The organism is Adhaeribacter terrigena (assembly GCF_016623615.1).
Taxonomy (GTDB): domain Bacteria; phylum Bacteroidota; class Bacteroidia; order Cytophagales; family Hymenobacteraceae; genus Adhaeribacter_A; species Adhaeribacter_A terrigena.
The window spans coordinates 311,846-325,187 of the sequence record NZ_JAEHFX010000001.1; the positions used below are offsets into that span (position 1 = coordinate 311,846).

Genomic DNA, 13,342 nt, shown 5'->3' on the forward strand with positions numbered 1-13,342 from the left:
ACAATGCGTTAACATAAAAAAAAGTCTTCCGGCCACGGCCGAAAGACTTTTGGGTGCTGAAACAATACCGTTTTGCTTAGTTAGCGTTGTAGAGATTCTCTACTTCCTGCCAGTTAATGATGTTAAAAAACGCCGCAATATAATCCGGGCGACGATTCTGGTAGTTCAGGTAATAAGCATGTTCCCAAACATCAAGGCCCAGAATTGGCTTGCCACCGCAGGTTTGTGCATCCGGCATCAGCGGGTTATCCTGGTTAGGCGTAGAGCAGATCTCCACGCTGCCGTCTGATAATTTGCAAAGCCAGGCCCAACCCGAACCAAAACGCGTCGTTGCCGCCGCAGTAAACTGGGTTTTAAATTCATCGAAAGAACCGAATTTGTTATTGATAGCCTGAAGCACATTGCCTGTTGGCAGTCCACCACCGTTGCCGCTCAGCAGTTTCCAGAAGAAGGTATGGTTCCAGTGGCCGCCACCGTTATTACGCACTGGCATTGGTAAGCCCGCAGTTTTCATGATTTCATCCAAGGATTTACTTTCCAGTTCAGTGCCTTTAACGGCATTGTTCAGGTTGGTTACGTAAGCCTGGTGGTGCTTGGTATAGTGAATTTCCATGGTGCGCGCATCGATGTGCGGTTCCAGGGCATCGTAGTTATAGCCAAGTTGAGGCAATAGAAATTCGTATTGCGTTACGCTCATAGTTTTAAGGTTTAAAGGTTAAAGTTCCCAGTAGGGCTTATTTCAAAGGTATATTATTTTCGTTTATTCTGAAAGAAACTGCTCATTAAATCTGCGCATTCGTGCTGCATTATGCCGGTTTCCAGCTCGGTTTTTGGGTGCAACAGATTGCCGAATTTCCGGTAGCCGCGTTTCGCATCGGGCGTAGCATACACTACGCGTTTTAACTGGCTCCAGTTCAGGGCGCCGGCGCACATGGGGCAGGGTTCTACGGTAACGTAAAGCGTGCAATCGTGGAGGTATTTATTGCCTAAGTTGTTCGCAGCAGCGGTTATGGCCAGCATTTCGGCGTGCGCGGTAACGTCGTTCAGTTTTTCGGTCTGGTTGTAGGCGCGCGCCAGTATCTTGTTGTTGCACACCACCACGGCGCCGATCGGAATTTCCCCTTCTTCCAGCGCGTATTGTGCCTGTTTAAAGGCTTCTTTCATAAAGGTTTCGTCGGAATATAAGCTCAGCACTTTTTTAGTGATTAATGATTAATGGATAACGATTCGTAAACCTGGCAGCTCCGGTTTTTGGGGTAAAAACGATAGCGTTTTCCGATTGCCAACGAGGGTTTACGAAAAACGCTATCCGGAATGCTTAAGAGGAAAGCTGGGAATTCATTAAGAACTGACTTTGATGGAGTTCATCACTTTGTTGGCGGTTGCCTGCCATTTGTCTTTCAGCAGGGTTGGGGCATTGAAGGTGAAGATCATAAGTTTGCCACCTTTCAGGTAATACTGCATGATGGTGTATTTTTTAACCGGGGCTTTGTTGCTGTTCGGGTTTTCGTCTTTTAGAGTAGAAACAAACTCGAACACGATCATCTGTTTTTTATCGATCTCTTTGATCTCTTCTCTTATGAACTGCACTTCCGAGAAAGTGCGCATGATGGAGGCTTTGTAAATATCTTTTACTAAGGGCAGATCCCGGGCAATGAACGTGGTTGGTTTTTCATTTACGCTGAAATCTATCTGGCCATTTTTACTGCTGTAAACGCCCAGTGGTTTGCGCGCCGCCGGGTATTTTACGGCAATTCCTTCGTCGGGCATTACGGTAAATTCTTCGGGCAGGGAAACGGTTACGCGTTTAGCAATGGTTACTTTTTTAAGATTGATTGGCGCATCATAATTATAGTTGCGGTTAGCCGGAGCGGTTGGTTTGCCTTTACTGCCGTAACTGCTGCTCTGGGCATAGCCAACAGCGGTGTTTAAAAGGAAAAAAGATAATAGAATAAAAAATACGTTTTTCATTTCTGATAATAATTGAGACGGCAAGTTAGCCAAGAAACGTTGGTTTTTAAATTTTAGCGTTTCAACCACGACAAATTTGCGGCCAATTGTAGTTCAGTATGAAGGCTTTTTGATGCTTTTAAGGTTGGAAGGTTACCGTTTCTGATCGCGGATTTGCGGAGTTACTGGATTTTGCGGAGTTTTTTGGTTTGAAAAGATAGCGGTTTTTTAATCGTCATTTCGACGATAGGAGGGATCTATTGGAGCTAAGTAAGAGCGGTTGCTCTTGAGTTTTTATACTTGAAAGGATAGCATTTTCATAGATTGCTTCTGTTCTTAATTATTAATTTTTAATTATTAATTAAACTTTCTCCCTCAAGCCGGGCGGCTTCGTTTAGCTACGCTGAATCTCCGATTTCTGCGTTCGCGGCTGCAACCCTTCCTGCCCTTGCGGGCTGCCTCCTGCGTCAGCACCGGAAGTCTTGGAGGCCGCTCTCACAGAAACTGGTGTCAGTTCCCTTCGTAGCTCGCTTCTTTTTAATTTACTCTCTCAAATAACGTGATTTTCAGGAAACGCTGCGTTGGCGGGATGCGTAAAATCAGGTGTTAAAAATCATGTTCAGCATTTCAATCCCTAAAATCGTGTTCAGACCATTGCCGGCTGCTTTTGCTGAAGAACAAAAATGCTAGGGTTTTACCCCGAAAAACTCCACGCATAAAAAAGCGCCAGGCAAATGCCTGACGCTTTTTAAAAAGTCTTCCCCTGAATTAGGGGAGGTTACACTTTCGTAACGACTTTTAAATTATCGCCTGGTGTACGGTCGATTAATTTGTTGTAAGGGTCGATGCCGGCTTTGCTTGGTTTTTCTTTTACGAAAATTTCCAGTTTGTTCTGGCCGGTTTTAATGCGTTGCTTTTCGAAATACACCGGAACGTCTTTGCCAACTTTCTGGCCTTTTTCTTTTTTGTACGTGAACACGGCAACGTCAACCAGGTCGTTCATTTTGGCTTCTTTTTCGTTGCCCAAGCTGTCGGCGTAGTATTTTTTGGCATCCAGGTTCAGGGTTACTTTATAGCGGCCGTCTTTCATTTGCTGGTAGGTTGGTTCGTTGGCTTTGTTTTCGTAAAGCGTAATGTTCTCAAACATATCGGCCACTAAATACTGCAATGAATCCGGGGTAGCTTTCTTGATGTATTTCAGGAATTCTACTGATGTGGTGTAAGGTGCTTCCTGGAATTTAACGGCGTTCAGGTATTCTTTGATGGCACCGTTCAGTTTGTCTTCGCCTAAATAATCTGCTAGCGCATACATCACTACAGAGCCTTTCTGGTAATGAATGTATTGCTGGTTTTCTACTTTGTAAAGCGGCAATTCTTTCTGGTCTTCGCGGGCGCGGCCACTCAGGTATTTGTCCATTTCGTAGCGCAGAAATTTCTGCATCCGGTCGTCCCCGTAAGTTTTTTTCATCACCATTAAAGCGGAATACTGGCTCATGGTTTCTGAAAGCAATGTTCCGCCCTGAACGTTCGCGCCAATTACCTGATGCGCCCACCACTGATGCGCTACTTCGTGGGCTGTTATGTAAAACGGATAATCTACGTCTTCTTCGTCTGCATCATCGATATCGGCAATAAAACCAACGCTTTCAGAGAATGGAATGGTGTTCGGGAACGATTGCGCGAAGCTGGCGTAGCCCGGGAATTCCAGAATGCGAACCTGGCGGTGCTGGTAAGGGCCGAAATTTTTGGTGTAATAATCCAGCGACGCTTTCACACCTTTCATCATCCGGTCCAGGTTGTATTCGTGGCCTTTGTGGTAGTAAATTTCCAGCGCTACGTCGTTCCATTTATCTTTTTTTACCTTGTAATCGGCGCTCAGGAACGAATAGAAATTCAGGATCGGCGCGTCCATTTTGTAGTGGAAATACCGGCGGCCGTTTTCCATCCATTCTTTCTGCAAATAACCCGGCGCAATGGCGGTCTGGGTTGGAACGGTGCTCACGGTTGCTTCAAATCTAATCCAATCGGAATCGTGGGAAATGTAGGTGTTGCCGTAAGCGGTGGTGTCGTAAACCGATGGCATGCGGTCTTTCTTGGCTAACCCGTATTCCTTGCGGGCATCTTCGTCGCTGATCTCTGCTTCGGAATTATACCCGATGCTTGGCAAATAGCTGCTGTTGAAAAAAGAACCGTTGTAAACAATGTTGGTGTTAGAACCTTCGTTTTCGAAGCCTTTCGTTTCGTACAGCAAGTCCATTAATAACTGCACCGAATCGCCGGGCTGTAAGGCTTTGCTTAAGCGGTAAATGTAGTAGCCGTTCTTTTCGTCGCGGTGCACATTTTTATACGACCGGCTTAAGGCCAGCTTTTTGATGTCCATTTCGGTGTTGGTGTTCACGTGAATGGAATCGATGGAGACTTTAGTTTTATTTTTGAGCCAGAAATGGCCTTTCATCCGGAAATTACGCTCTTCTGGGAAAATATCAACGTTCAGGTTGGAAGCTACAATTCTTGGTTGCGGCGACGTTTCGTATTGCTTGTACAGCTTTTCGTATTCCGCCATTTCCTTCTGCTCGTCTTTGCCGCCGGTGTATTCGTTCAGCACGTTGGTGTTGTAGAAAATGAACCCGCCGGAAGTAAGGAAGATCAGAATAGCCGCTATCGAAACCAAACCAGATGACCGGCTGAATTGGGTGCGGGCCACTTTTAAGCGCCATTTCAATAGCGTTTCGGTGCCGCGTACGTACAGCGCGCTGGCTACAATGGCCAGGAGCACGGCAAACGCGGCCCAGTAAATTTTAAACGCCAGGAAAGGCACAATGAAATGTCCGTAGCCATTCATGGCCGAATACTGCACGCCCGGCCCGAAGTTGAAACGTAGCAGATTGTGCTCAATGCCCATTTGTCCCTGGAACAAAGTGAACAAATAGTAAGCCGCCATAATAAAGTGACCCAAATACTTATTATTCACCACCACCTGCACCAGCATGGCCAGCACGCAAAGAATAAGCAAACCCGCCAGTTTCAGTCCGAAAAGACCTTTCAAATAAAGTAGCGGCTCGATGTCATAGAAACCTTTGGCAATCTGCACGATAATCCCGCAAACCATAACCAAGGCCAGCAAAACTACCTGCACTAACATGAGGGCCGAAAGTTTGGAAGCAAACGGTACCCAGTTCGGAATTGGCAAAGCGTCGTAGATCTGGTTCATGCGGTTATCGCGTTCGCGCCACACCAGTTCGCCGGCGTAATAAATTATAATGATGAGCTGGAATAAATAGAATGAAGCGGTTAATCCGCCAATTACTTCGGAAGTTACCGGGAAGGTGTTGGTGTCGTACATTTTGCCAACCTGCGCGCCAAAAGCTAATAAGGCCGCCAATCCGGCAAACACGATGGCAATAAAATAAACGCTTTTTACAATGCCCAGAAACTCCAGTTTGAGCAAGCGCCAGTATTGGCTCAAACTCTGGAAACCGGTGTAGGTTGGTTTGGCTTCGGGTAAAATGAAACGGGTAGTAGCCGAAACGTTGCTGATCTTTTCAGAAGCCGCTTTCCGGTTTACTTTGCCTTCGGAAGCGAAGAACGCGAAACTGAAACGGAAGTAACAGAAAGCCAGAATGCCTAAGCCCACCGAAACCCAGATCAGTCGGTTCAGCATAATTTCCGGGTTAAGGGGCAGCAGGTTATTGTTTTGTTCGGCTACGGTCCAGTATTTGGTCGTGAATTCCGCCGCGGCAGAACCCATCGGATCGAGCAAAGTAACTAAGAATTGGTTGTCAAGATCCTGGGTCAGGTTCTGGGAGATCACGTACAAAACCAGGAACATGATGCTGCCAATGTAGGTGGAAAGAATATTGCGCGTAAGGGTTGCTAAGGAAAAAAAGATGGCCCCAATAAACAACAAATTCGGCCACACAAAAAGCAGGTACGGTTGCACGTAAGCCATAATGTTGAACGGACCGAATTTCTCCGGTTGCAGCCAAGGCCACGGCAATTCGCCGGCCATTAATCCCAACCCAATTCCCATTAAAACCAGCATGGTTATCAGGAACGAACCTAAAAAGCGGCCGCCCAGGTATTCCCATTTTTTAATGGGCGTGGTATAAAGTAACGAATGCGTGCGGTGCTCAAAATCGCGGTAAACCGCATTGCCCATAATGGCCGAAATAATAAGCACGCCCACAAAATTCAGGGCCATGATAACCGGTGCTAAAGAAGCCGGGGAGTTCATGAAAACTTTACTGCCCGTGGTTACAGAAGCGCCTTTAAATGCTCCGCCCATGATGTTCATGAACAGGAAACCCAGGAAAAAGAGCAGCGCAAAATATATATAGGTAACCGGCCGGCGGAGGCGGTATTTAAGTTCGAAAAGGAATATTTCTGAAAACATCTTATAAAAAAGTTAAGAGTTATGAGTTGAAAATTTTGAGTTTTTTAATCGGTTATGATAGCGTTCTGCGATCAGGTCCCCCTTCGGAGGGGGTAGGGGGAGGATTTTTACGTTATCTAAATTTTATCAGAAATGCGTGGTCATCCCCCAACCCCCTTCAAAGGGGGACTTTCTTCTCAAAACTTAACTCATGGCTTTCAGAACTTCATTCACAGCCGGGGCGGCCTGCGCTTTGGTAATTTGGGTAAAGTACACATCTTCCAGGTCTGGCTGCACGGTTTCGAAGGTGTAATCGGGGCGGGTTTCTGAATAGATATGCACCAGGGTTTTGCCAGCAAACAGGCGCGACGAAATAACGTTGTATTGCAGTTGGTATTCCATCAATTCTTCCTTACCGATCATTCTTTTGAAGATTTTGCCGCTCAGGTCGTCCATTACGCGCAGCGGATCGCCGGTTAATAGCACTTCGCCTTTGTTAATAATGGCCATCTGGCGGCACAGGTCGCTTACATCGGAAACAATGTGAGTGGAAAGAATTACCACGCGGTCTTCGCCGATCTCGCAAAGTAAATTATGGAAACGATTCCGCTCCGCCGGGTCTAATCCTGCGGTTGGCTCATCTACGATAATAATTTTCGGGTTACCTAAAAGTGCCTGGGCAATACCAAAACGCTGTTTCATCCCGCCAGAATAACCACCCAGATTTTTCTTCCGCACATCGTATAAGTTGGTTTGCTGAAGCAACGCCGCGACTACCGCCTGCCGTTCTTTTTTATTGTGTAAACCTTTAAGCACCGCCATGTGATCCAGCAGATCTTCGGCGTTTACTTTCGGATACACCCCGAATTCCTGCGGCAGATAACCCAGCACTTTTCTGACTTCTTCTTTCTGTTTCAGCACATCCAGATCGCCGAGCATGATGCTCCCGCTGTCGGCTTCCTGCAGGGTAGCAATGGTGCGCATTAACGAAGATTTGCCGGCGCCGTTGGGGCCCAGTAAACCAAACATACCGGTTGGAATGGTGAGGTTTACATTTTTGAGGGCCTGGGTGCCGTTCGGATACGTTTTGGAAAGGTTGCGGATCTGTAATTCCATGGGTTTAAAAGTCTAAAAGGGTAGGGTTTCGGGTAGAAAAACTAAAGGCGTTTGCGCAGTAGATGCGGTAAATGCTGCAATGGTTGCCCTGCCATCCGGAAATTATTTTCAGAAAGGTTTGGAGCCTAGAAATATAAAAATATTTTTTCGGAAGTGTGTTAAATGCAAGGTGGTTTTTTGTTAATGCTTTGTTTTTTAAGTTGAAGTGGGCGCAATGCTGGGTAAAAGGTGGTAAAATAATAGTGCTTTTCATGGGTTGGCTTCTAGCCTCGGAAACGGAAAAAGCGGCAGTTAGAATTTATTGAAACAAGTTGTAACCCCTGCAAATACAAAATTTAAAAACTGTTATTTCTGGTAAAATGCTCTTTTACAGCAGCAAGGTTATTTGCTGAAAAAACGGCATCTTAATTCGGTGATAAATCAGTAACTTTGCACTTTCATTTTTTAAAGTAGTATTTAACGATGAGTAATATTCCGCACATAATATTAGCCAAAGGGAAAGAGCATTCTTTATTGCGTTTTCACCCCTGGGTTTTTTCGGGTGCTGTTAAGAAAAAAGCTGACGGGCTGGCCGATGGCGATGTGGTAGAAGTTTATTCGGCGCAAAACGAATTTCTGGGAACCGGGCATTACCAGCAGGGCGGCTCTATTGTAGTGCGCGTTTTTTCTTTTGAACCGGTGGAAGTAAACCTGGCTTTCTGGGAATATAAAATTGGCCAGGCTTATACCTTTCGCACTACGCTGGGCTTAACGCACAACCCCAAAACGAACGTATATCGTTTGGTTTTTGCCGAAGGCGACGGGTTGCCGGGGCTGGTTATTGATGTGTACGGCGGAACGGCCGTTTTACAGGCGCACACCATTGGCATGTACCGCGCGCGCCACGAAATTGCGCAGGCTATTATGAATGTGCTGGGCGAAAACGTGAAAGCGGTTTACGATAAAAGTGCCGAATCGCTGAGCCAGAAAGCACCGGCCGATGCTGTGAATGGTTACCTGCTGGGTGATAACGGGGCCGAAACCATTGTAAAGGAAAACGGTAACGAGTTTTATATTGATTGGGTGAACGGACAAAAAACGGGCTTTTTTGTGGATCAGCGCGAAAACCGCGAACTGGTGGCGCGTTATTCCAAAGGCAAAAATGTGCTGAATACATTTTGTTACACCGGCGGTTTTTCGGTTTACGCGTTGAACGCAGGCGCTGAACTGGTACACTCGGTAGATTCGAGCAAACGCGCCATTGAACTGACCGAACGTAATGCCCAGCTTTCCGGCCACGCCGATAAGCACGAAGCTTTTGCGATCGATACGTTCGATTTCCTGAAACGCCCACTGGATGAATACGACGTGGTGATTCTGGATCCGCCGGCTTTTGCCAAACACTTAAGCGCCCGCCACAATGCGGTTATGGGTTACAAACGCCTGAACGCCGAAGCGCTGAAGAAAATGAAAGCCGGCAGTATTTTATTTACGTTCTCGTGCTCACAGGTGGTAGATAAATACCTGTTCGAAAACACCTTGATGGCAGCAGCCATAGAAGCCGGACGCAGCATTAAGATCATGCACCAGCTTTCGCAGCCTGCCGACCACCCGATCAGCATTTTCTGTCCGGAAGGCGAATATCTGAAAGGCCTGGTACTTTATGTGGAATAGGTTGATTGCTGATTGTTAATTGTTAATTGATTTCGGTAAACGCTATGGTTTTGAGATAAAAAACTCTAAGCAAGTGATTCCGGAAATCAGATAAAATCTATCAGCAATCAGCAATTAACAATCAGCAATAAAAAAAAGCATCCTGTATTGCTACAGGATGCTTTTTTTATTTTCGGGGAAAAGATCAGGTCAGTTTTGGGGCTGCTCTTAGAATTCGTCGTCGTCGTCAACGTTCGAGAATTCATCGTCTTCATCCAGATCATCGAAATCGTCGTCCAGATCCAGGTCAAGATCATCAGCGTCTTTGAAGTCATCACCCTCGTAGTCATCGTCTACCAGCAATTCTTCTTCAAAATCATCTTCTTCTACGTCGTCGATATCATCGTCGCCGCCCGGCATCGCTTTTAGTACCGGGTAATTCATCATTACGATGTTGTTGTTCGGAGCGAACGGGTTGGTTAGGCTGGTGTTGGTGTACATAATCTTCAGTTGAAAAATATGGGTTAATTCTGTGTGTTTTCTGAATGCAAAAATAGTAAGATGAACTTACAAAAAAACTGCTGCAAGCCGCCGGAGCACGATTTTTAAGCTAAATACGCAAATAAATCTCAAAGCGCTGTCCGGCCATAGAAAAAAATAATTCTGATGCAAGAAGCAGGCGCAGGAGCTTAAAGGCACATAAACTGAAATTTCGGAAATTAGTTCCCGGCTTCCGCCAAACAGTTACTTTTTCGGGCTGAACAGCTACCGTTTTTTAGTGGCCTTAAAAGTTTTCAGCAAAATGCGTGCCCGGGCTCTAATCGCAGCGCTTTCGTGTTCCAACGCGGCGTGTAAAGCTTCCCGTACTTCGGGTTGAAGCCAGTCGTGCTGTCTGGCTAATACGGCCAGGGTTTGCAGGCAGTTCACTTTTACGAATTTATGCGGAAGGGTATGCAGCCAATTGAAAAGCGCATTTACGGCCAAAGCCAGATCATCTTCTTCCAGTTCCAGGTAACCTAAAAGTAAGGCTATGTGCCAGATTATTTCGTTTTCCTGCCTTTGGCTGGTAGCTGAAAGTATTTCTTTTTTATAGGGAATTAGCAAGGCAGGGGTTTTTCTGGCCGCTTTTTCTACCGCGTTGCCCATGCGGAGCCGTACTCTTGCGTCAGGATTATGGAGCATTTCCCGAAACATGACCGGAAACGTTTCGGGGTTTTCTTCCAGAAAATTATTGAGTTGGCTAACCGTTCCGGTATAATCGGAAAGATTATTGGAGGTTGGTGCCGGGTAGATTTTTGACGCCATAATTTCTACCGGCTTTTTACATTTCTCAGCAGGTTCAGCGTGTGCTGCAAAGCCATTTTATTGGACCAGTCCTGATGCCCGGGAATTACAAAATTCGGATCCGGGAATTCGGATATTACGGTATTCAGGGAGTTTGGCCAGGCTCGTAGGTTTGCATCGGCTACATTGCCAAGGTCTTTGGCGTGGGTGCTTTTTACAAAGCAGCCGCCGTAAAGTACTTTCTGGTCCGGAAACCATACCGTTATATTATCTTCTGTGTGTCCAGGTCCGGGGTAAAAAGTTCGGATATTGGTTCCTCCAACGGAAATAGTAGTATCGGCGGGTAAAATTCCGGCTGGTTGGGGGTGCTTGTTCCGGGCAGCGCTTTCGGCGGTAAGGCGGGTGCTGATCACCCGGATATTTTGCTTTTGCAGCGCTTTAATTCCCCCTAACCGGTCTTCGTGAGCATGTGAAACAACGCATAAAACCACCGGCTTGCGCAGATTGTTTTTCACCCAATCCAGAATTTCTTTGGTTGGTTTTTCGCCCCAGCCGGTATCGATTAAAACTACGCCTTCGGTGGTTTCTACCAGTAAGCCGTTAGAGGGAAAGGGCTGGCCGTTAAGCAATTTGTAAGATGTATGTACATAAATGCCGGTTGTTAAAGGAGTTACTTTTATGGCTAATTTATTATTGTTTTGGCTGAAACCATTCGGTAAAATTCCAAGAAGCGAAAGTAGAAAAAGGAAATAAAATTTCATAAGGCCGGTTTATGTTTCAAACTTAACAAGATTAACGGAATTATCTGGGAGGAGAAAGCGCCTGCATTAGTTTTTGGTCTGCAAACCATAGCATTTTCCATTAAATTTGTGCTTTTTTCGCATGCAGGCTTCCGAAACTATGTGTATTTTTACCTCTTAATTCTTTCCTGAAGCAAATAAGTAAATTCTGATATGTTGAGAACCCATACCTGTGGCGAATTACGCAGCGAGAATATTGGCGATAAAGTGGTTTTATGCGGTTGGGTGCAGCGCTCCCGCGACAAAGGCGGCATGCTTTGGATCGATCTGCGCGACCGCTACGGCATTACGCAGCTTTCTCTGGAAGAAGGCGTTACGGCGGAAGATGTATTGAAAACTGCCCGGGAGCTGGGTCGCGAATTTGTGCTGAAAGCCGAAGGAACCGTAATTGAACGCGAAAGCAAAAACGATAAAATGCCCACCGGCGCGGTAGAGATCAAGGTTTCTAACTTAGAAATCCTGAACGCAGCTAAATTGCCGCCTTTCATGATCGATGATGAAACCGATGGCGGCGACGACCTGCGCATGAAATACCGTTACCTGGATCTGCGTCGTAACCCGGTGCGGAAGAATTTAGAGTTGCGCCACCGTATGATGCAGCAAACCCGCGCGTATCTCGATTCCCGTGAATTTATTGAAGTGGAAACACCGGTTCTGATCAAATCTACGCCGGAAGGTGCGCGCGATTTTGTGGTGCCGAGCCGCATGAACCCGGGTGAATTTTATGCCTTGCCGCAAAGCCCGCAAACGTTCAAGCAGCTTTTAATGGTTTCCGGGTTCGATAAATATTTCCAGATCGTGAAATGTTTTAGAGACGAAGACTTACGTGCCGACCGCCAACCAGAATTTACCCAGATAGACTGCGAACTTTCTTTTGTAACCCAGGAAGATATTCTGGATATGTTCGAAGGCCTGGCCAAACATTTATTCAAGACCGTACGCGGCGTGGATATTGAAAAACTTCCGCGCATGACCTACGCCGATGCCATGAAATTCTACGGCAACGACAAACCCGATACGCGCTTCGATATGAAATTCGTGGAACTGACGGACGTGGTGAAAGGCAAAGATTTCAAGGTTTTTGAAGAAGCCGAACTGGTTATTGGTATCAACGCGAAAGGCGCTGCAACTTACACGCGGAAGCAGATCGACGAGTTAATTGATTTTGTAAAGCGTCCGCAAATTGGAGGCACCGGCATTATTTACGCCCGCGTGGAAGCCGACGGCAGCCTGAAATCTTCGGTAGATAAATTCTATGCGCCGGAAGACTTACTGAAGTGGAAAGCTGCCATGAATGCGGAACCCGGCGATTTACTTTTATTGATGGCCGGCGGTGCGGATAAAACCCGTAAAGCGATGTCGGAGTTGCGTCTGGAAATGGGAACGAAACTCGGTTTGCGCGATAAAAATGTATTCAGCCCGCTGTGGGTGGTAGATTTCCCGCTGCTGGAATGGAACGACGAAGCGCAGCGTTATTTCGCCATGCACCACCCGTTCACGTCGCCAAAACCAGAAGATCTGCACCTGGTAGAAACGAACCCGGGTGCGATCAGAGCAAATGCTTACGACATGGTAATTAACGGGGTGGAAGTTGGCGGTGGTTCTATTCGTATCCATGACCGGGAGTTGCAGAGCCGCATGTTTAAATTGCTTGGTTTCTCGGAAGAAGAAGCCCAAAATCAGTTTGGTTTCCTGCTGAATGCGTTTGAATACGGCGCGCCGCCGCACGGTGGTCTGGCGTTTGGTTTCGACCGTCTGTGCTCATTATTTGGCGGTTCCGATTCGATAAGAGATTACATTGCTTTCCCGAAAAACAATTCCGGCCGCGACGTGATGATCGATGCGCCTTCGCCGATCGCGCAGGAGCAGCTCCATGAACTGCAGATCAGGTTAAGAACGGAAGCCAAAGCTTAAGCAGTTTTGTAGCGTTAAAGCATAGCGTTTTTATTATTCTAAACCTCACGGACCTTCGGGAACTGTGAGGTTTTTTTATGCTTAAGAAATTAAGAAACAGGAGTTTTTAATATTAAAAGCATAGCATTTTTTAAAAGTCTTGGCTGCATATAGATAGAGCGTTTTTTTTTGTTCTGATATTCAATTGGTTATGTGTTTTACGGAGCCTTTTGAGAATTTCAGGCAACCGGTTAGAACTTTGTGTTGTCTGTGTTTTTGTGAAAAATCATGTTTG

At 46.2% G+C, this 13,342-nt stretch carries 10 protein-coding genes; 2 read left to right on the forward strand and 8 right to left on the reverse strand.

The window, feature by feature from the left end:
• Window positions 1–76: 76 nt before the first annotated feature.
• The 5 genes from I5M27_RS01360 to I5M27_RS01380 form a co-directional block, all read right to left on the reverse strand.
• Window positions 77–697: a superoxide dismutase gene (locus tag I5M27_RS01360; RefSeq protein ID WP_200504236.1), complete on the reverse strand. Its 621-nt coding sequence runs from the start codon at window positions 695–697 to the stop codon at window positions 77–79.
• Window positions 698–750: 53 nt separating this feature from the next.
• Entirely contained in the window at window positions 751–1,194 is a 444-nt protein-coding gene (locus I5M27_RS01365; RefSeq protein ID WP_317193531.1) for a nucleoside deaminase, read from the reverse strand.
• A 147-nt stretch (window positions 1,195–1,341) separates the two neighbouring features.
• Window positions 1,342–1,971: a hypothetical protein gene (locus I5M27_RS01370; RefSeq protein WP_200504238.1), complete on the reverse strand. Its 630-nt coding sequence runs from the start codon at window positions 1,969–1,971 to the stop codon at window positions 1,342–1,344.
• A gap of 757 nt (window positions 1,972–2,728) precedes the next feature.
• A complete protein-coding gene (locus I5M27_RS01375; RefSeq protein WP_200504239.1) occupies window positions 2,729–6,343 on the reverse strand; it encodes an ABC transporter permease/M1 family aminopeptidase in 3,615 nt (1,204 codons plus the stop codon).
• Between the two features lie 183 nt (window positions 6,344–6,526).
• Complete coding sequence (locus I5M27_RS01380; RefSeq protein ID WP_200504240.1) at window positions 6,527–7,438, reverse strand: ABC transporter ATP-binding protein; 912 nt, start codon at window positions 7,436–7,438, stop codon at window positions 6,527–6,529.
• A 462-nt stretch (window positions 7,439–7,900) separates the two neighbouring features.
• Between I5M27_RS01380 and I5M27_RS01385 the strand changes: the two genes are divergently transcribed.
• On the forward strand, window positions 7,901–9,091 hold the full coding sequence (locus I5M27_RS01385) for a class I SAM-dependent rRNA methyltransferase (RefSeq protein WP_200504241.1): 1,191 nt from the start codon (window positions 7,901–7,903) through the stop codon (window positions 9,089–9,091).
• A gap of 207 nt (window positions 9,092–9,298) precedes the next feature.
• Here the strand turns inward: I5M27_RS01385 and I5M27_RS01390 are convergent, their stop codons facing one another.
• The 3 genes from I5M27_RS01390 to bla all read right to left on the reverse strand — a co-directional run bounded on the left by I5M27_RS01390 (window position 9,299) and on the right by bla (window position 11,115).
• A complete protein-coding gene (locus I5M27_RS01390) occupies window positions 9,299–9,571 on the reverse strand; it encodes a hypothetical protein (RefSeq protein WP_200504242.1) in 273 nt (90 codons plus the stop codon).
• 264 nt (window positions 9,572–9,835) lie between these two features.
• The gene (locus I5M27_RS01395; RefSeq protein ID WP_200504243.1) at window positions 9,836–10,375 is read right to left on the reverse strand and encodes a hypothetical protein; all 540 of its coding nucleotides are present in this window, start codon (window positions 10,373–10,375) and stop codon (window positions 9,836–9,838) included.
• A gap of 5 nt (window positions 10,376–10,380) precedes the next feature.
• Window positions 10,381–11,115, reverse strand: a complete 735-nt coding sequence (bla, locus tag I5M27_RS01400; protein ID WP_200504244.1) for a subclass B1 metallo-beta-lactamase — start codon at window positions 11,113–11,115, stop codon at window positions 10,381–10,383.
• A 192-nt stretch (window positions 11,116–11,307) separates the two neighbouring features.
• Between bla and aspS the strand changes: the two genes are divergently transcribed.
• A complete protein-coding gene (gene aspS / locus I5M27_RS01405; RefSeq protein ID WP_200504245.1) occupies window positions 11,308–13,068 on the forward strand; it encodes an aspartate--tRNA ligase in 1,761 nt (586 codons plus the stop codon).
• Window positions 13,069–13,342: the final 274 nt, after the last annotated feature.